The organism is Amycolatopsis sp. NBC_00348, from assembly GCF_036114655.1.
Classification (GTDB): domain Bacteria; phylum Actinomycetota; class Actinomycetes; order Mycobacteriales; family Pseudonocardiaceae; genus Amycolatopsis.
In genome coordinates this window covers 1-18,889 of sequence record NZ_CP107994.1, presented here as the reverse complement: position 1 = coordinate 18,889, position 18,889 = coordinate 1, and the positions used below count along the sequence as shown (strand labels likewise).

12 protein-coding genes and 3 rRNA genes are annotated in these 18,889 nt (G+C 66.8%); 6 read left to right on the top strand and 9 right to left on the bottom strand.

Annotated features, from left to right (window positions below; genetic code table 11):
* Positions 1-6: 6 nt before the first annotated feature.
* Together OHS58_RS00075 and OHS58_RS00070 are read right to left on the bottom strand one after the other, a co-directional pair.
* On the bottom strand, positions 7-1,533 hold the full coding sequence (locus OHS58_RS00075) for an FAD-binding oxidoreductase (protein WP_328646752.1): 1,527 nt from the start codon (positions 1,531-1,533) through the stop codon (positions 7-9).
* Between the two features lie 106 nt (positions 1,534-1,639).
* Positions 1,640-2,428 carry an SDR family NAD(P)-dependent oxidoreductase gene (locus OHS58_RS00070; RefSeq protein ID WP_326943506.1) on the bottom strand — a complete coding sequence of 263 codons (789 nt, stop codon included), beginning with the start codon at positions 2,426-2,428 and terminating at the stop codon, positions 1,640-1,642.
* 246 nt (positions 2,429-2,674) lie between these two features.
* Here OHS58_RS00070 and OHS58_RS00065 point away from each other — a divergent pair, with 246 nt between their 5' ends.
* Positions 2,675-3,922, top strand: a complete 1,248-nt coding sequence (locus OHS58_RS00065) for a cytochrome P450 family protein (RefSeq protein WP_328646751.1) — start codon at positions 2,675-2,677, stop codon at positions 3,920-3,922.
* A gap of 160 nt (positions 3,923-4,082) precedes the next feature.
* Here OHS58_RS00065 and OHS58_RS00060 read toward each other — a convergent pair whose 3' ends face one another.
* Positions 4,083-4,745, bottom strand: a complete 663-nt coding sequence (locus OHS58_RS00060; RefSeq protein ID WP_328646750.1) for a maleylpyruvate isomerase family mycothiol-dependent enzyme — start codon at positions 4,743-4,745, stop codon at positions 4,083-4,085.
* A 111-nt stretch (positions 4,746-4,856) separates the two neighbouring features.
* Between OHS58_RS00060 and OHS58_RS00055 the strand changes: the two genes are divergently transcribed.
* The 4 genes from OHS58_RS00055 to OHS58_RS00040 all read left to right on the top strand — a co-directional run bounded on the left by OHS58_RS00055 (position 4,857) and on the right by OHS58_RS00040 (position 8,642).
* On the top strand, positions 4,857-5,576 hold the full coding sequence (locus OHS58_RS00055; protein ID WP_326943509.1) for an MgtC/SapB family protein: 720 nt from the start codon (positions 4,857-4,859) through the stop codon (positions 5,574-5,576).
* Positions 5,577-5,696: 120 nt separating this feature from the next.
* Positions 5,697-6,626, top strand: a complete 930-nt coding sequence (locus OHS58_RS00050; RefSeq protein WP_328646749.1) for a M protein — start codon at positions 5,697-5,699, stop codon at positions 6,624-6,626.
* Between the two features lie 67 nt (positions 6,627-6,693).
* Positions 6,694-7,962, top strand: a complete 1,269-nt coding sequence (locus tag OHS58_RS00045; RefSeq protein ID WP_328646748.1) for an ABC transporter substrate-binding protein — start codon at positions 6,694-6,696, stop codon at positions 7,960-7,962.
* Positions 7,959-8,642, top strand: a complete 684-nt coding sequence (locus OHS58_RS00040) for a CPBP family intramembrane glutamic endopeptidase (RefSeq protein WP_328646747.1) — start codon at positions 7,959-7,961, stop codon at positions 8,640-8,642. Before OHS58_RS00045 ends, OHS58_RS00040 begins: the two co-directional genes overlap by 4 nt.
* Before the next feature lie 69 nt (positions 8,643-8,711).
* On the opposite strand, the gene OHS58_RS00035 is transcribed toward OHS58_RS00040, so the two are convergent.
* The 3 genes from OHS58_RS00035 to OHS58_RS00025 all read right to left on the bottom strand — a co-directional run bounded on the left by OHS58_RS00035 (position 8,712) and on the right by OHS58_RS00025 (position 11,404).
* Positions 8,712-8,993 carry a metal-sensitive transcriptional regulator gene (locus OHS58_RS00035; protein ID WP_247055614.1) on the bottom strand — a complete coding sequence of 94 codons (282 nt, stop codon included), beginning with the start codon at positions 8,991-8,993 and terminating at the stop codon, positions 8,712-8,714.
* Between the two features lie 75 nt (positions 8,994-9,068).
* On the bottom strand, positions 9,069-11,192 hold the full coding sequence (locus OHS58_RS00030) for a heavy metal translocating P-type ATPase (protein ID WP_328646746.1): 2,124 nt from the start codon (positions 11,190-11,192) through the stop codon (positions 9,069-9,071).
* A 5-nt stretch (positions 11,193-11,197) separates the two neighbouring features.
* A complete protein-coding gene (locus OHS58_RS00025; RefSeq protein WP_247055618.1) occupies positions 11,198-11,404 on the bottom strand; it encodes a heavy-metal-associated domain-containing protein in 207 nt (68 codons plus the stop codon).
* A gap of 77 nt (positions 11,405-11,481) precedes the next feature.
* On the opposite strand from OHS58_RS00025, the gene cobF reads away from it, so the two are divergent.
* The gene (gene cobF, locus OHS58_RS00020; RefSeq protein ID WP_328646745.1) at positions 11,482-12,243 is read left to right on the top strand and encodes a precorrin-6A synthase (deacetylating); all 762 of its coding nucleotides are present in this window, start codon (positions 11,482-11,484) and stop codon (positions 12,241-12,243) included.
* A gap of 1,204 nt (positions 12,244-13,447) precedes the next feature.
* On the opposite strand, the gene rrf is transcribed toward cobF, so the two are convergent.
* From rrf to OHS58_RS00005, 3 genes are all read right to left on the bottom strand, one after another.
* Positions 13,448-13,564: ribosomal RNA gene (gene rrf / locus OHS58_RS00015) — 5S ribosomal RNA — on the bottom strand.
* Between the two features lie 80 nt (positions 13,565-13,644).
* Positions 13,645-16,766: ribosomal RNA gene (locus OHS58_RS00010) — 23S ribosomal RNA — on the bottom strand.
* A gap of 326 nt (positions 16,767-17,092) precedes the next feature.
* Positions 17,093-18,608: ribosomal RNA gene (locus OHS58_RS00005) — 16S ribosomal RNA — on the bottom strand.
* Together the 16S, 23S and 5S rRNA genes form the textbook arrangement of a ribosomal RNA operon.
* Positions 18,609-18,889: the final 281 nt, after the last annotated feature.

Here is an 18,889-nt window from a genome sequence, read left to right as displayed (position 1 = left end):
GGGACCTCAGCCGATGGCGCGGTCGAAGTGGAAGAAGCGGTGCGGGTCGTAGCGCCGCTTGACCGCGACCAGCTTCGGGTAGTTCTCCGCGTAGTAGGCGGCCTGCCAGTTCGGGAGGGCCGGGTCGATGAAGTTCTGGTAGCTCTCGCCGAGGGAGTGCCGGTCCAGCGCGGCGAAGCCGCCGGTGAGCCACTGCTCGCCGGCCGCGGCGTCCTCGGCGACGTAGTTCGGGTTGTTCAGCGAAACCGAGTAGCCGCACAGCATCCGGCTGTTGCGGTGGACGTAGGCGGTGGCGCGCCGGTCCGGGACGCCGGCCTGGCCGCCGAGGGTCTCGAAGTACAGCATCTTGAACTGGCCGGGGCGCGGGTCGGCTTCGTAGGCGGCGAGCAGCGCGTCCACCGAGGGCGCCGGACCGCCGAACATCCGGTTGCGGGTGCGGTAGAAGTTCGTCCGCGGCATCTGCCCCGCGGACGAGTAGCCGACCCGGTGGCACTGGTCGGTGGTCAGCTGGCTGCAGCCGTACCACTCCAGCATCGCGTCACGGGGGGCCTTCTGGCCCACCACGCGGGCGGTCGGCGCGACCCCGACCTGCGCGACGAGGGTGTCGAGCAGGCTCTCGAGCGCGGCTTGGGTGCCGAACCACGCGCCGTAGGCGACCACCGCCGAGGGCACGGTCGCGGCGTCGGGGGTGTACACCGACAGCGAGGCGGCGAGGTCCCACGGCGCGCCGATCGCCCACGGCTGCCAGGTCTCGATGACCTGCTTCGCCACGTCGATCGGCCAGGCGACGGTGTAGTTGACCATCGAGGTGACCGGCACGGGCGCGAGCTCGTAGCTCGTGATCACGCCGTAGTTGCCGCCGCCGTTGCCGCGCAGGGCCCAGAACAGGTCGGGGTTCTCCTGCCGGGACGCGCGCACCTTCCGGCCGTCGGCCAGCACGACGTCGGCGCCGACCATCCGGTCGGCGCCGAGGCCCGCCTTGCGGGTCAGCATCCCGATCCCGCCGCCCTGCAGGAAACCGCCGACCCCGACCGTCGCGCACTGGCCGCCGGCGAGCATCAGCCCGCGCGGGGACAGCGCCGCGAGCGCGTCGATCTGCTGCGTCCCCGAGCCGACGGTGACGGTGGCGCCGTTGACCTGGATTCTGTTCATCCGGGAGACGTCCAGGATGACCCCGGTCGTGTTCGAGTAGCCGCCGAAGCTGTGCCCGCCGCTGCGCGGAACCAGGTGCAGCGCGTTGTCCCCGGCGAAGCGCAGGACCGTCGCCACGTCGGCGCTCGACTCGCAGTACGCGACCGCCTGCGGCCGGATCGCGTCGAACTGCGAGCTCGCCCCCACGCGAGCCCGGTCGTAGTCCGCTTCACCCGGCAGGACCACGTCGCCCGCGACGTGGCGACGCAACGCCTTCCAGTCGATCGCTCGGCCGCGACCGGACGACACCGCGCCGCTCGCGGCCGCGGCCGCGGTCGTGCCGAGCACCGCGGCCGCGCCGGCACCTACGCCCAGTCGCAGGAAGTCCCGACGGTTTGGCATGTTGTTCCTCGTCTCGTACTCGTTGTGACCGTGTGGATTCGTTCCCCGTGCGCCCCGCGCTGGGACGTCGCTGGAACGGCTCCGGCCCGAGTACGCCGAGGGGTGGTCAGGCCGCGGCGCCACTCATCGGCAGGGAGCCACCGAGGCCACCGTCGACCCCGAGCGCCTGCCCGGTGATGTACGCCGCGCGCGGCGACAGCAGGAAGGTCACCGCGTCGGCGACCTCGTCGGCCTGGCCGAGCCGGCCGATCGGGACCTGGCGGCGGCAGATCTCCCGCACCTCGTCGATCGGGGCGAGCTCGTCGAACATCTCCGTGTCGATGAACCCGGGGGTGACCGCGTTGACCCGGATCCCCCGGCTGCCGAGGTCGGCGGCGAGGGCGCGGGCCAGGTTGGTCACGGCGGCCTTCGTCGTGGAGTAGGCCGTCGCCAGCCCCATGGCCAGCCCCATGCCGTGCTGCACGAGGACGGTGCCGTTGACCACGACGGCGCCGCCGGCCTCGTCGAACAGCGCCGAGGCCTTCTGGATCGTGTAGAAGGCGCCCTTGAAGTTCGTACCGACGATCTGATCGAACTCGATCTCGGTGAACTCCCGCGGGATGGAGAAGGCCATGGCCACTCCCGCGTTGGCGAAGATGCCGTCCAGCCGGCCGAAACGACGCTTGATCTGCTCGACCAGCTCGTCCAGGTCGTCCAGCCGGGACACGTCGGTGCCCACGGCGAGGACCCGCTCGCCGCTGGGGTCCAGATCCTTTGCCGCAGCATCGATCTTCTCGACGCGCCGACCGGCGAGCACCACGTTCGCGCCCGCGTCGACCAGTTTTTTCGCGGTGGCAAAACCGATGCCGCTCCCACCGCCGGTGATGAGAACTGTCCTGCCCTTGAACTCAGTCATGCGGCCAGCGTCACACCCCGGCGCCGCACGCCGCATCTCCCGCCTTGCGCTGGCCGTTCACGCCGGAACAGTGCGCATTCTCCTTGTGGCACAACGGAATTCGCAACAATGAAGACGAGCTACCGGACCGGCCTCGGCAGGATCGGAACAAGACATCGGCGGGCAGTGGCTCGCCGCCGGCATCTTCGTGTTCGTGACGGCCGAGCGAACGGTCTGACAGGTCCGCACAGATTCAGGAGTCACCCCATGGAAAACCGTTGTCCCGCCTTGGATCCGAGCGGCCGTGACATCCACGGCCAGGCCGACGAGTTGCGCACGCAGGGCTCCGCCGTCCAGGTGAAGCTGCCCGGCGACGTGCTCGTCTGGTCGGTCAACAGCCACGACGTCATCAAGAAGCTGCTGACCGACCCGAACGTCACCAAGAGCGCCCGCAACCACTGGCCGGCGTTCACCAACGGGGAGCTCCGCCCGGACTGGGAACTGATCAGCTGGGTGGCGATGGACAACGTCTCCACCACCTACGGCCGCGACCACCACCGGCTGCGCCGGCTGATCGGCAAGGCGTTCACCTCGCGGCGGACCGAAGAGATCCGCCCGCACGTGGAGAACCTGGCGACGGTGCTGCTGGACGCGCTGGCCGCGGTGCCGCCCGGCGAGGTGGTGGACCTCAAGGAGCGGTTCGCCTACCCGCTGCCCGGCATGCTGGTCGCCGACCTGATCGGGATGTCCGAGGAGGCCCGGGTCGCGGCCGCGAAGGTCCTCGACGTCATGCTGGACACCACGATCACCCCGGAACAGGCGCAGGGCGTCCTGGTGGGCTGGCGCACCGCGATCGCCGACCTGGTCGCGCTCAAGCGCGTCGAGCCAGGCGCGGACATCACCAGCGACCTGATCGCCGCCCGCGACGAGGACGGCTCCCGGCTGTCCGAGCAGGAGCTCGCCGACACGATCTTCGCGATCCTCGGCGCCGGCTCGGAGACCACGATCAACTTCTTCGACAAGGCGATCACGCTGCTGCTCAGCCACCCCGAGCAGCTCGAGCTGGTCAAGTCCGGCGAGGCCGACTGGGACGCCGTCATCGACGAGGTGCTGCGGCTGGAGTCGCCCATCGCGAACCTCCCGCTGCGCTACGCCGTCGAGGACATCGACCTGGGCGACGTCGTCATCCCGAAGGGCGACCCGATCCTGGTCAACTACGCCGCGATCGGCCGCGACCCGGAGCTGCACGGCGAGTCGCGCTGCACGTTCGACATCGCCCGCGAGGACAAGGAGCACCTGTCCTTCGGCTACGGCCCGCACTACTGCCTGGGCGCGGGCATCGCCCGGATGGTGGCCAAGGTCGGCCTGTCCGCGCTGTTCGACCGCTTCCCGGCACTGACCCTCGCCGTCGCCGCCGAGGAGCTGCCCCCGCTCCCGACGTTCATCATGAACGGCCACCGCACCCTCCCGGTCCGCCTGACCGCGGTCACGAGCACCGCCGCCGAAGCCGCCTGAACCAAGCCGAAGACCGCGCACCCGGGCCTGCCCCGGGTGCGCGGTCTTTCGGTTCCGCTCCCGCGACGACGCGTGCGACCGGCAAGCCGCTGACCAGCAGGTTCTAGTTCACACAGCGCATCGACGCCCGTCGGCAACCGCGCTCGACCAGCGGGTTCGGCTATACCCCGGGATACGCGGGCGGCACGAACGGGCCCCAGGTGAAGGCCGGGAGCCACCGCGCCGGGTTCCCGGTCCACTCGAACGCCGCCAGCTGCGCGGGCGACCGCCGTCCGGCCAGGGCGCGGTAGAGGTCGTGCGCCGGTGCCGTCAGCGTCCCGGCCACCCGGCCGCGCCCGGCCGTCCACTCCGAACCGCCGGTCGTGCGCAGCCGCAGCGCCGGGAGGCCACGGGCCGACACGGCGCCGGAAAAGCCCCTGACCAGCACCTCGAAGCTCGGCGCCCACGCCAGGTGCTCCGCCGGCGGCGGCACGTCCAGCGCCGCGCGCAGGTCCAGCTCGTGGGTGTAGGCGTCCATCACCATGATCTCGCCGCTGCGCCCGTCCGCCGCCGCGAGCCGGCGGTCGAGCTGCTCGCCGAGGTCGTCCCAGCGGTCGAGCAGGGCCGGGACGGCCGGCGCGGGCAGCGGGCTGCCGCCCTGGCCGAGGACCCGTTCGGCGATCTCCACGACGTGGGCGACCAGGTCCGTGACGGTCCACTCCCGGCAGGCGGGCACCGGGCGCAGGTGAGTGCCGGGCCGCGCCTCCAGCAGCGCGCGGACGCCGCGCCGCACCTCCGGGTAGCCCACGAAGTCCGGGGCCGGAACCGGCCGACTCGCTGTCACGCGCTCCACCCCGCCCTGGCACGATCGGTGCTCTCGACCCAGTATCCCCTGGTGACGGCCCCGGCGGTTCTCCCCGCGTGCCGGCACCGAAGACCTCGGGAGGTAGTGATCTTGACCACTCTGTGGTCCACGTCGGCGCAGTGGCAGCTGCTGCCGCCGGTGGTGCTCGCGCTGCTGCTCAGCGTCGCCATCGGCCTCGAACGCGAAGCCGGCATGAAGGCCGCCGGCCTGCGGACGCACAGCCTGGTCGGCGTCGGCTCGGCCGTGTTCATGCTGGTGTCGAAGTACGGCTTCGCCGACCTGCTCACGACGAGCGGCATCGCGCTCGACCCGTCGCGGATCGCCGCGCAGATCGTGTCCGGCATCGGCTTCCTCGGCGCCGGGCTGATCTTCGTGCGCCGCGACGCCGTCCGCGGGCTGACCACGGCCGCGACGATCTGGCTCACCGCCGCGGTCGGCACGGCGTGCGGTGCCGGGCTGCCGGTGCTCGCGGTCGGCACGACGATCGGGCACTTCGTGGTGACGCGCGGGTTGCCGCCGCTGCAGCGGTTCGTCGCCCGCCACCGCAAGGAGCCGCCGGTGGTGCGCTTGAGCTACGTCGACGGCCAAGGCGTGCTCCGCGCGGCGCTCGCCACGTGCACCGGACGCGGCTGGTCGGTGCACCACGTGGAGGTCGACCACGAGTCTACTTCCGAGGAGGGGCAACGGATCGCGGTCGTCACCCTGCGCCTCGACGGCCGGGGTGATCTTTACGACCTCGCCGCCGAACTGGCCGAACTGCCCGGCGTCCGGAGCACGTCCACCGGCGCCGGGGAACCGCTCGACGAATGATCGCCCGCCCGGGCAGCGCGCGGGGGCCGGTTTGCGGCACACTGGGGTGCACACGGAAATCCCCGGCACCACAAGGAAAACGTGCGGCCGAGGAGAAACCATCCAATTCGGAGGTGAGGCATGGCCCCCGGCGGTGGCGAGGACGTGGCGCGCACGCAGCCCGGATTCGACCAGGCGTGGCGCGGTTTCCACCGCGCGCAGGTCGTCGAATACGTCGAGTGGGCCGAGGCCGAGATCCGCAGACTCACCGACGAACGCGACGCCGCGGCCCGGCGCGCGGCCGCGTTCGCCGACGAGAACCGTGAGCTCCGGGTCAAGATCGACCGGATCAGCCGGACCCCGATCGCGCCGGACGCGCTGCAGGAGCGCTCGCGCCGGATGATCGAGCTCACTCGCGAGGAAGCGACCGAAATCACCGGGCGGGCAAGGGAAAACGCCGAACGGATCCGCCGTGACGCCGAGCTCGAGGCCGTCCGGCTCACCGAGAAGGAACACGAAGTCCTCGCTCTGGCCGAAGCCGAGCAGGTGCAGCAGCGCGTCGAGCACGAGGAACTCCTGCGGGCGACCGAGCAGCGCCGCCGTGAGCTCGACGAAGCCGCGGCGCACCGCCGGGCCCGCCAGGAAGAGGATCACACGCGAGCGATCACGGCCCGCCGCACCGAAGCCACGCGCGAGCTGGCCGAGCAGGACGCCGCCGCCCGCGCGAAGGCCGCCGAGCTGGTCGCCGAAGCCACCCGGCGCAAGGAAACCCTGGTCACCACGGGCGAATCCGCGCTCACCACGGCCCGGGCCACGGCCGGGCAGCTGATCACCGACGCCACCCGAAAGGGTGAAACCCTGGTCACGGCCGCGGAACGCGAGGTCGCGGCCCTCAACGACGTCCGCGACAAGCTCCACGCGAGCCTCCTCGGCTGCCGGGGCCTGCTGGCCGAAGCGGCCGTCGCCCTCGACGAGGGGCCGTCCGACCCCGAAGCCACCTTGCCGATGGCCAAGCGGGTGCCCGTCCAGCGACGCTCACCGGCCGACGATCTTTCGGACGCGGTCGGGTGACCCCTTGTCCCCCGGCCGGGCAGCACCCATGATCGGGTGATCGCCCGGCCGAGGTGAGGGGACGCCCATGCGCTCGACGACGATCACGCTGGCCGCTGTGCTGGTCGCGGGCACCCTCACCGCGTGCGGCAGCGGCTCCGGCCTGACGATCAACCTGTACGTCTCGCCGGAGAACAACCTCCAGCACGTCGTCGACACCTGCAACGCGGCCGCCGCCGGCCGGTACCGGATCGAGTACCACAAGCTCCCGCGCAGCGCGGACGGCCAGCGTGAGCAGATGGTGCGCCGGCTCGCCGCGGAAGACCCGTCGTTGGACGTCCTCGGCCTCGACGTCACCTGGGTGCCGGAGTTCGCCGAGGCGGGCTGGGTGGTGCCGTGGACCGGCGCGGCCGAGGCCGAGGCGACGCGGGACGTGCTGCCCGGACCGCTCTCGACCGCGCGCTGGAACGGCAAGCTGTACGCGGCGACGAAGCACACGAACGTCCAGCTGCTCTGGTACGACGACCGGCTAACGCCGTCACCGCCGAAGACGTTCGACGAGATGATCACGCAGGCCCAGGCCCTGAAAGCGGCCGGGAAGCCGGCGAACATCCTGTTCACCGGCGCCCAGTACGAGGGGCTGGTGGTGTTCTACAACACGCTGGTCGCGTCGGCGGGCGGGCACATCCTGTCCGACGACGGCAAGTCCGTGCTCATGGACGACGGCGCCGTCCGCGCGCTGGAGCTGCTGAAGACGCTCACCACGGCCGGGATCACCGACCCGTCGCTGGGCAACTCGAAAGAGGACGAAGTCCGGCAGGCGTTCCAGCGCGGGCAGGGTGCGCTGGAGCTGAACTGGCCGTACGTCTACGCGTCCTACGCGAAGGAGAAGCCGCAGGACCTGGCGCACGTGAAGTGGGCCAGGTACCCGTCGGTGGTGCCGGGGCGCGCGAGCCGCGTCACGATCGGCGGCTTCAACCTGGCGATCAGCACGTACTCGCCACACCGGGCGGAGGCGTTCGACGCGGCGTTGTGCCTGCGCAGCCCGGCGAGCCAGAAGTACCAGGCGATCGAGGACGGCCTGGCCCCGACGACCCGCTCGGTCTACGACGACCCGGCGCCGCTCGACCCGGCCGACGCCGGCTCGACGATGGCCGCCCAGTTCCCGATGAAGCCGGACATCCTGGCCGCGCTGTCCGACGCCGCCGTCCGGCCGCTGACCCCGGCGTACCAGAACCTGTCGACGGTGATCTCGAAGGTGCTCTCGCCGCCGTCGGAGATCGACCCGCGGGCCACCGCGGCCGAGCTGCGCGAACGGCTGACCGACGCGCTCGACTCGCGGGACATCATCCCTTGATCCGAGCGTTCGCCCTGGTCGCGGCGGTCGTGACGCTGGCCGCGTCGACGACGTTGGCCAACCGCGTGCTGCCCGGCTGGGCGTACCCGGTGTGCGGGCTGGTGGCGGCCGCGATCCTGGTGGCCCTGGCCCGAGCGGCCGGGTTGCCGTGGTCCGACCTGGGCTTGCGTTCGTTCCGGCGGTCCGCCCTGGTCGGACTGGCCGGAGCCGGGCTGGTCGCGGTGGTGTTCGGGATCGCGCTGGCCGTGCCGGCGCTGCGGACGGTCTACCAGGACGGCCGCGTCGGCACCCCCGACTTCGGCCAGCTGATCTGGCTGACGTGCGGCCGGATCCTGTTCGGCACGGTGCTGATCGAGGAGATCGCGTTCCGCGGTGTGCTGCCGGCCCTGCTCGGCGCGCGGGACGACCGCTGGCGCTGGCCGCCGATCCTGGGCGCGGCGGCGTTGTTCGGCCTCTGGCACTACCTGCCGGCCCTGGCGATCGGCCGCAACGCGGCGGTCCACGCGGTGTTCGGCACGACGCCGGTGGTGGTGCTCCAGATCCTGGCGATGGCCACGGCGGGCGCCGCCGGCATCCTCCTGCACTGGTGGCGCCACAAGGGCCACGGAGTACTGGCGTCGGTGATCGTCCACTTCACGACGAACGCGGGCGGCCTGACCCTCGCTGTGCTGGTCCGCTGACCTGCCGCGGCTCGTCGTGAGTGGTTAGGGCGGTTAGAACCGCCCTAACCACTCACGACTTGGCCCTGGTCAGGAGCGCACGAGCCGCGCGATCGCGTCCGAGGCTTCCCGCACCTTCAGGTCGGCTTCCTCGCCGCCGGCCGCGGCCGCCTGGACCACGCACGTCGCGAGGTGCTCGTCGAGCAGCTCCAGCGAGAACGACTGCAGGGCCTTCGTGGCCGCGGAGACCTGAGTCAGGATGTCGATGCAGTACTTGTCCTGCTCGACCATGCGCTGCAGCCCGCGGATCTGCCCTTCGATGCGGCGCAGGCGCTTGAGGTAGGCCTCTCGCTCGTTGCCGTAACCCGTCATGGCCCACCCGTCCCCGCGTATGTCGGCATTCCTCCGCGACCGAGTATACCCACCCCACGTATCGGGCGGGGTGACTCAGCGGAACCGGCGCAGGCGGAGGCTGTTGCTGACCACGAAGGCCGAGGAGCACGCCATCGCCGCGCCCGCGATCATCGGGTTGAGCAGGCCGAGCGCGGCCAGCGGCAGCGCCGCGACGTTGTAGGCGAACGCCCAGAACAGGTTGCCCTTGATGGTGGCCAGCGTCCGGCGGGCCAGCCGGATCGCGTCACCGGCGGCACGCAGGTCGCCGCGCACGAGCGTCAGGTCGCCGGCCTCGATGGCCGCGTCGGTGCCGGTGCCCATGGCCAGCCCCAGGTCGGCCTGGGCGAGCGCCGCCGCGTCGTTGACGCCGTCGCCGACCATCGCGACCACGCGCCCTTCGGCCTGCAGCCGCTTCACGACGTCGACCTTGCCCTCGGGCAGCACCTCGGCGACGACCTCGTCGATCCCCGCCTCGGCCGCGATCGCCCGGGCCACGCCGGCGTCGTCCCCGGTCAGCAGCACCGGCCTCAGCCCGAGCGCGCGCAGCTCGGCGACGGCCTGGGCGGACGTCGGCTTGATCGTGTCGGCGACGGCCAGCGTCCCGCGGACCTCGCCGTCCCACGCGACGTGCACGCCGGACGTCCCGGCCGCCCCGACGAACGACCCCCGGCCCACGCTGACCTGCTTGCCTTCGACGACGCCGGTGACGCCGAGCCCGGCGGTGCTGCGGAAGCCCGTGACGGCGGGGAGCGGGCCGAACCGCTCCCGGGCGGCCGTCACGATCGCGCGGGCGACCGGGTGCTCGGACGCCGCCTCGACCGCGCCGGCCAGCCGCAGGACCTCGCCGTCCCCCTCGACCAGCGTCATCCGGCCGGTGGTGACGGTGCCGGTCTTGTCGAGCACGACGGTGTCGACGCGGCGGGTGGACTCGAGCACCTCGGGGCCCTTGATGACGATGCCCAGCTGCGCGCCGCGGCCGGTGCCGACGAGCAGCGCCGTCGGCGTCGCGAGGCCGAGCGCGCACGGGCAGGCGATGATCAGCACCGCGACGGCCGCGGTGAACGCCTGATCGGCGCGGCCGCCCGTCGCCAGCCAGACGACCAGCGTGGCGAGCGCCGCGAAGACGACCGCCGGCACGAACACCGCCGACACCCGGTCGGCGAGGCGCTGGGCCTGGGCCTTGCCGGTCTGCGCGGCCTCGACCAGCCGGGCCAGCTGCGCGAGCCGGGTGTCCGCGCCGACCCGCGTCGCACGCACGAGCAGCCGCCCGCCGACGTTCACGGTGGCGCCGGTGACCGCGTCGCCCGGACCGGCCTCCACCGGCGTCGACTCCCCGGTGAGCATGCTGGTGTCGACGGCGGAGCGGCCTTCGGTGACGACGCCGTCGGTGGCGATCTTCTCGCCGGGCCGGGCGACGAAGACGTCCCCGACGCGCAGGTCCACGGCCGGGAGCAGGCGCTCTTCGCCGTCGCGGAGCACGGTGACGTCCTTCGCGCCGAGGTCCAGCAGCGCGCGCAGGGCGGCGCCCGCGCGGCGCTTGGACCGGGCTTCGAAGTAGCGGCCGGCCAGGATGAACGTGGTGACCGTGGCGGCCACCTCGAAGTACAGGCTGTCGCCGGTCATGCCCGAGCTGACCAGCGTGAACTCGTGGCGCATGCCGATCTCGCCGGCCATGCCGAACAGGAGCGCGTACAGCGACCAGGCCGTCGACGCGAGCACGCCGAGCGAGATCAGCGTGTCCATGGTGGCGGTGACGTGCCGCAGGTTGACCACGGCGGCGCGGTGGAACGGCCACGCGCCCCACGTCACGACCGGGGCGGCGAGGACCAGCGAGACCCACTGCCAGTAGTCGAACTGCCAGGCGGGCACCATCGCGAGCACCAGCACCGGGACGGTGAGCAGGGCGGAGAGCAGCAAACGTTTGCGCAGCGGCGTCGAGTCGTCGGCCGCGTCGGCCTCCGGTACCCGGGCCGAGTACCCGGCGGCCTCGACGACGTCGACGAGCTCGCCGACCGAGAGGCCGCTGGGGTAGCTGACCTGGGCTTTCTCGGTGGCGTAGTTGACCGTCGCCGTCACGCCGCCGACCTTGTTGAGCTTGCGCTCGACGCGGGACGCGCAGGAGGCGCAGGTCATCCCGCCGATGGCGAGCTCGACGCGTTCGGACTGCGCGGTGGTCATGGCGCTCAGGCCACCAGGCGGTAGCCGGCCTCGGTGACCGCGGCCGCGACGGCGTCGGTCGTCAGCGGGGTGTCGCTGGTCACGGTGACGCGCCCGCTCTCGACGTCGACGTCGACGCCGTTGACGCCGGCGAGCTCGGAGACCTCTTCGCGCACGGAGGTGGCGCAGTGTCCGCAGGTCATGCCCTCGACGGTGTACGTCGCTTCGGTCATCGACGGCTCCTTTCGTTCTCCCTCCTTTATACCCATCGGGGGTAGGGGTGTTCCACCGGCCCCGGCAGACTCGCGGGATGCGGAAGATCTACGCGATCGGGATCGGCGCCGGCGACCCGGAGCACCTGACGGTGCAGGCGGTGGATCGCCTCAACCGCGTCGACGTGTTCTTCGTGCTGGACAAGGGCGAGGAGAAGGCCGACCTGGTGCGGCTGCGCGAGGAGATCCTCGACAGGTACGTGACGCGCCCGTACCGCGTGGTGCTGGTCGCGGACCCACCCCGCGACCGCAAGCCGGCGGACTACCGAGCAGCGGTAGCCGACTGGCACGCGGCCCGCGCCGAGGTCTACGAGAGCGTGATCCTCTCCTCGCTGGCCGAGTCTCAGACGGGCGCCTTCCTGGTGTGGGGCGACCCGTCGCTGTACGACAGCACGATCGCACTGATCGAGACGGTGCTGGCCCGCGGCCGGGTGACGTTCGAGTACGAGGTGATCCCGGGCATCAGCAGCATCTCGGCGCTGGTGGCCCGCCACCGCACAACGATGAACCAGATCGGCCGAGCAGTCCAGCTCACGACAGGCCGTCTCTTGGCAACAGGCTGGCCCCCCGACGTCGACGACGTCTTCGTCCTCCTGGACGCCCACACGACATTCGACCGCTACACATCACACGACCTGACGATCTACTGGGGAGCGTACGTAGGCACCCCAGACGAAATCCTCATCTCAGGCCCCCTGACTCCCGCGCTGGCAACCAAAATCCGCGAAACGCGCACGGCGGCCCGAGAACACCACGGCTGGATCATGGACACCTACCTCCTACGCCGCCCCACCCCCTAACCCCCAGTCCTCCGCTCGCCCCACCATCACCCGCACCAACTTCCCACCGACCCGCGCCGACTTCCCACCACGCGTGTCGTCTTCCCGTCCACACGTGTCGACTTCCCGATCACGCGAGTCGACTCGCAGTCACCCGTGTCGGCTTCCCAATCACAGGTGATACCCCTCCAAATCACGCGAGATGCCCTTCCAATCACGCGCGTCCCCGCCCGGGATCACGCGAGATCCGGCCAGAATCACGCGAGTTCCGTCTCGGATCACGCTAGTTACGCCGCCAATCACGTCAATACCGTGTCCGATCACGCGGATCACGCTTACTGGCAAACTTCGGGTGCCGGAGGCCCCCGCTTCGAGCAGCGGAAGGCCAGTTTCAAGTGATCCCATGGGCTTCACACGTGATCCGCGGGGCATCTCTCGTGACCGGGCAGGCATCACCGGTGATCCGGCGGACATCACTCGGATCGTGAGGGCGTGAGACCGGGCGCCGGGCGCCGGGCGCCGGGCGCCGGGCGCCGGGCGCCGGGCGCCGGGATGATCGGAGCCGCAACTCGCGTGATCCCGTACGGATCCCGCGTGATTCTGGCCGGATCTCGCGTGATCCCGGGCGGAACTCGCGTGATACGGCCGGATCCACGTGTTTCCAGGCGGATCTCGCGTGAGTGAAGCCGGGACTCGCGTGATTGAGGCCGGAACTCGCGCACCGCGCGAGGGCAGCTCGCGCGCCCGAAGAGTTGGCTCGTGTCCCCAGCCGGTCAGCTCACGTACCCAGCCAGTCGACTCACGTACCCAGCCAGTCGACTCACGTACTCGGACAGTCGGCTCACGTCCCGAACGGTCGGCTCGCGTACTTCGACGGTCGGCTTGCGTACCTAGACAGTCGGTTCGCGCACCCGGACGGTCGGCTCGCGTGATTGAGGCGCCGGCACCCGTGAGCAGAAGGTCGACACCCGTGATTCACGGGTCACCACGCGGCCAGACGGCCGGCTCGCGTGCGTGAAGGGTCAACTCGCGTGACTGGAAAGCCGACTCGCGTGATCAGAGGGTCAACACGTGATACGGGAGTCGGCACGTGCGATGGGAGGGTCGACACGGTTGAGGGCCGACCAAGTCCCGTAGTGCCAGCGGCGTGGTTTTGGGCATGAAAAAAGGGCCTGGCCCGGGAGAACTAGTGTTCTCGACCGGGCCAGGCCCTTCTCAACGAAATGTTCGGCGGTGTCCTACTCTCCCACAACCCTTCGGTTGCAGTACCATCGGCGCTGTCAAGCTTAGCTTCCGGGTTCGGAATGGGACCGGGCGTTTCCCTGACGCTAAAACCACCGAAACACTATCAAACACCCACACCCCCAAAAACAGAGGGCCGTGTGGTGTTTCAGAACCGTAGAGTGGATGCGTAACACCTTCGTAGACAAGTCCTCGGCCTATTAGTACCAGTCAACTCGACAACACATTACTGTGCTTCCATATCTGGCCTATCAACCCAATGGTCTATTGGGGGCCTTAACCCACAAAGGGTGGGATACCTCATCTTGGAACAGGCTTCCCGCTTAGATGCCTTCAGCGGTTATCCCTTCCGAACGTGGCCAACCAGCCATGCCCCTGGCGGGACAACTGGCACACCAGAGGTTCGTCCGTCCCGGTCCTCTCGTACTAGGGACAGCCTTCCTCAAGTATCCTACGCGCGCGGCGGATAGGGACCGAACTGTCTCACGACGTTCTAAACCCAGCTCGCGTGCCGCTTTAATGGGCGAACAGCCCAACCCTTGGGACCTACTCCGGCCCCAGGATGCGACGAGCCGACATCGAGGTGCCAAACCATGCCGTCGATATGGACTCTTGGGCAAGATCAGCCTGTTATCCCCGGGGTACCTTTTATCCGTTGAGCGACACCCCTTCCACCAGGTGGTGCCGGATCACTAGTCCCGACTTTCGTCCCTGCTCGACATGTCTGTCTCACAGTCAAGCTCCCTTGTGCACTTGCACTCAACACCTGATTGCCAACCAGGCTGAGGGAACCTTTGGGCGCCTCCGTTACTCTTTAGGAGGCAACCGCCCCAGTTAAACTACCCATCAGGCACTGTCCCTGAACCAGATCATGGCCCGAGGTTCAGATTCCCAATTCGACCAGAGTGGTATTTCAACAATGACTCCACAGTAACTAGCGTCACCGCTTCACAGTCTCCCACCTATCCTACACAAGCCGAACCGAAAACCAATACCAAACTATAGTAAAGGTCCCGGGGTCTTTCCGTCCTGCCGCGCGTAACGAGCATCTTTACTCGTAGTGCAATTTCGCCGGGCCTGTGGTTGAGACAGCCGGAAAGTCGTTACGCCATTCGTGCAGGTCGGAACTTACCCGACAAGGAATTTCGCTACCTTAGGATGGTTATAGTTACCACCGCCGTTTACTGGCGCTTAAATTCTCAGCTTCACCCCCGAAGGGATTAACCGGTCCTCTTAACGTTCCAGCACCGGGCAGGCGTCAGTCCATATACATCGTCTTGCGACTTCGCATGGACCTGTGTTTTTAGTAAACAGTCGCTTTCCGCTGGTCTCTGCGGCCACCCACCCCTAGTCCGTAAAGGACTTCAGGATGTTTGGCCCCCCTTCTCCCGAAGTTACGGGGGCATTTTGCCGAGTTCCTTAACCACAGTTCACCCGATCGCCTTAGTATTCTCTACCTGACCACCTGTGTTGGTTTGGGGTACGGGCCGTGCATGCACTCACTAGAGGCTTTTCTCGGCAGCATAGGATCACTCTACTTCACCTCAAACGGCTACGCATCACGTCTCAGAGTATATAAAGCACGGATTTGCCTATGCTTTCTCCTACACGCTTACACCAGGACAACCATCGCCTGGCGGAGCTACCTTCCTGCGTCACCCCATCGCTTGACTACTACGAAATCAGGTCCCACGCTCCACACACACCCCTCCATCCGAAGACTTTGGGACATGGCTTTGGGTGGTTAGTATCAAACGCCTCGTCATGGGCGCACATGCTCGGGTACGGGAATATCAACCCGTTGTCCATCGACTACGCCTGTCGGCCTCGCCTTAGGTCCCGACTTACCCTGGGCGGATTAGCCTGGCCCAGGAACCCTTGGTCATCCGGCGGCAGAGTTTCTCACTCTGCATTCGCTACTCATGCCTGCATTCTCACTCCCACACCCTCCACCGCTAGCTTCCGCCACGGCTTCCCTGGGTGCAGGACGCTCCCCTACCCATCAACACGACTACACAAGGACTTCAAGAGCCCAAGTGGATCTATTGTGTCAATGACACAGCTTCGGCGGTGTGCTTAAGCCCCGCTACATTGTCGGCGCAGGACCACTTGACCAGTGAGCTATTACGCACTCTTTCAAGGGTGGCTGCTTCTAAGCCAACCTCCTGGTTGTCTGGGCAATCCCACATCCTTTCCCACTGAGCACACACTTAGGGGCCTTAGCTGGTGTTCTGGGCTGTTTCCCTCTCGACGACGAAGCTTATCCCCCGCCGTCTCACTGCCGCACTCTCACACCACGGTATTCGGAGTTTGGTTGATTTCGGTAACCCGGTAAGGCCCCTAGACCATCCAGTAGCTCTACCCCCGTGGTGAAACATGCGACGCTGCACCTAAATGCATTTCGGGGAGAACCAGCTATCACGGAGTTTGATTGGCCTTTCACCCCTACCCACAGCTCATCCCCTCAGTTTTCAACCTAAGTGGGTTCGGGCCTCCACGACGTCTTACCGTCGCTTCACCCTGGCCATGGGTAGATCACTCCGCTTCGGGTCTAGACCACGCGACTCATTCGCCCTATTCAGACTCGCTTTCGCTACGGCTACCCCACACGGGTTAACCTCGCCACGCAGCACTAACTCGCAGGCTCATTCTTCAAAAGGCACGCCATCACCATTACAGCTCTGACGGCTTGTAGGCACACGGTTTCAGGTACTCTTTCACTCCCCTCCCGGGGTACTTTTCATCTTTCCCTCACGGTACTAGTCCGCTATCGGTCTTCAGGAAGTATTTAGGCTTACCGGGTGGTCCCGGCAGATTCACAGCAAATTCCACGAGCTCGCTGCTACTCGGGAACACCACCAAGAACAACAACACAAGTTTTCGCGTACGGGGCTCTCACCCACTCCGGCCGCCCATCCCAAGGCGTTCCACTAACCCATGCGTCAATTCCGAAGAAATGTCAGTTCCTTCAAGGCGGGTCCCACAACACCGACTACACAACCCCTGACAGGTATCACATGCAATCGGTTTAGCCTCTTCCGCTTTCGCTCGCCACTACTCACGGAATCACGGTTGTTTTCTCTTCCTACGGGTACTGAGATGTTTCACTTCCCCGCGTTCCCTCCACACACCCTATATATTCAGGTGCGGGTAACACCACATCACTGGTGCTGGGTTTCCCCATTCGGAAATCCTCGGATCACAGCTCGGTTGACAGCTCCCCGAGGCTTATCGCAGCCTCCTACGTCCTTCATCGGCTCCTGAAGCCAAGACATCCACCATGTGCCCTTAACAACTTGACCACAAAGATGCTCGCATCCACTCTACAGTTCTCAAACACCACACCAGAAACAAACCACATTCCCAGGCTGTGTAAGCCCTAAGGCGTGTTGCCTCAGGACCCAACAGTGTGCATAGCAAACAATCACCCTCCGAGGCGCCGGCTACCCGTTCCACGATCCTTGCGGACCAGTACTAGAGGAGGCATTGCCAACCAAGAGTGACCATAACCAGTAGTTCCACAATTCCTTGAGCAAGCCCGGCAACACTGCATTCGAGTGTTAAACCGTGCCCACCCCACGCTCTTGGTCCGGGTATCCCGGGAACGTGGATGTGTTGTGCTCCTTAGAAAGGAGGTGATCCAGCCGCACCTTCCGGTACGGCTACCTTGTTACGACTTCGTCCCAATCGCCAGTCCCACCTTCGACCACTCCCTCCCCGAGGGGTTGGGCCATGGGCTTCGGGTGTTACCGACTTTCATGACGTGACGGGCGGTGTGTACAAGGCCCGGGAACGTATTCACCGCAGCGTTGCTGATCTGCGATTACTAGCGACTCCGACTTCACGCAGTCGAGTTGCAGACTGCGATCCGAACTGAGACCGGCTTTAAGGGATTCGCTCCACCTCGCGGTATCGCAGCCCTCTGTACCAGCCATTGTAGCATGTGTGAAGCCCTGGACATAAGGGGCATGATGACTTGACGTCATCCCCACCTTCCTCCGAGTTGACCCCGGCAGTCTCCCACGAGTCCCCGCCATAACGCGCTGGCAACGTAGGATAAGGGTTGCGCTCGTTGCGGGACTTAACCCAACATCTCACGACACGAGCTGACGACAGCCATGCACCACCTGTACACCAACCACAAGGGAAGCCCCATCTCTGGGGATGTCTGGCGCATGTCAAGCCCAGGTAAGGTTCTTCGCGTTGCATCGAATTAATCCACATGCTCCGCCGCTTGTGCGGGCCCCCGTCAATTCCTTTGAGTTTTAGCCTTGCGGCCGTACTCCCCAGGCGGGGTGCTTAATGCGTTAGCTACGGCACGGACAACGTGGAATGTCGCCCACACCTAGCACCCACCGTTTACAGCGTGGACTACCAGGGTATCTAATCCTGTTCGCTCCCCACGCTTTCGCTCCTCAGCGTCAGTATCGGCCCAGAGACCCGCCTTCGCCACCGGTGTTCCTCCTGATATCTGCGCATTTCACCGCTACACCAGGAATTCCAGTCTCCCCTACCGAACTCAAGTCTGCCCGTATCGACTGCACGCTGAAGGTTAAGCCTCCAGATTTCACAGCCGACGCGACAAACCGCCTACGAGCTCTTTACGCCCAATAAATCCGGACAACGCTTGCACCCTACGTATTACCGCGGCTGCTGGCACGTAGTTAGCCGGTGCTTCTTATCCAGGTACCGTCACTTGCGCTTCGTCCCTGGCGAAAGAGGTTTACAACCCGAAGGCCGTCATCCCTCACGCGGCGTCGCTGCATCAGGCTTTCGCCCATTGTGCAATATTCCCCACTGCTGCCTCCCGTAGGAGTCTGGGCCGTGTCTCAGTCCCAGTGTGGCCGGTCACCCTCTCAGGCCGGCTACCCGTCGTCGCCTTGGTAGGCCACTACCCCACCAACAAGCTGATAGGCCGCGGGTTCATCCTGCACCGCCAGAACTTTCAACAACACTCCATGCGAAGCGTTGTGATATCCGGTATTAGACCTCGTTTCCAAGGCTTATCCCAGAGTGCAGGGCAGATTACCCACGTGTTACTCACCCGTTCGCCACTAATCCACCCGAAGGCTTCATCGTTCGACTTGCATGTGTTAAGCACGCCGCCAGCGTTCGTCCTGAGCCAGGATCAAACTCTCCAACAATGAATAGTTTGATCGAGACTATGTACTCAATCATTCTCAAAGGAACCTCATACGAGGTTATATATAAGCTCTACTGGCTTAGTTCACTAGCACACTGTTGAGTTCTCAAGCAACACACTCCGGAATCACCCACGTTATCGGCGGGCTCAACCTCGGCGATTGTTTCAAGCCTTTGTTGTTCCGAGGCTATCACCTCGGTTCAGGACCACCCACTCTACCACCTTCGTGGGAGCTTGGTTCGCGGTCCTGGCGGCCACCCGGTTTCCCTGGCGACTTGGAGA

Excerpts from the sequence above, each read along its gene's own strand:
- OHS58_RS00075 (WP_328646752.1), bottom strand. The coding sequence starts at position 1,533 with ATGCCAAACCGTCGGGACTTCCTGCGACTGGGCGTAGGTGCCGGCGCG.
- OHS58_RS00070 (WP_326943506.1), bottom strand. The coding sequence starts at position 2,428 with ATGACTGAGTTCAAGGGCAGGACAGTTCTCATCACCGGCGGTGGGAGC.
- OHS58_RS00065 (WP_328646751.1), top strand. The coding sequence starts at position 2,675 with ATGGAAAACCGTTGTCCCGCCTTGGATCCGAGCGGCCGTGACATCCAC.
- OHS58_RS00050 (WP_328646749.1), top strand. The coding sequence starts at position 5,697 with ATGGCCCCCGGCGGTGGCGAGGACGTGGCGCGCACGCAGCCCGGATTC.
- OHS58_RS00045 (WP_328646748.1), top strand. The coding sequence starts at position 6,694 with ATGCGCTCGACGACGATCACGCTGGCCGCTGTGCTGGTCGCGGGCACC.
- OHS58_RS00035 (WP_247055614.1), bottom strand. The coding sequence starts at position 8,993 with ATGACGGGTTACGGCAACGAGCGAGAGGCCTACCTCAAGCGCCTGCGC.
- OHS58_RS00030 (WP_328646746.1), bottom strand. The coding sequence starts at position 11,192 with ATGACCACCGCGCAGTCCGAACGCGTCGAGCTCGCCATCGGCGGGATG.
- OHS58_RS00025 (WP_247055618.1), bottom strand. The coding sequence starts at position 11,404 with ATGACCGAAGCGACGTACACCGTCGAGGGCATGACCTGCGGACACTGC.
- cobF (WP_328646745.1), top strand. The coding sequence starts at position 11,482 with ATGCGGAAGATCTACGCGATCGGGATCGGCGCCGGCGACCCGGAGCAC.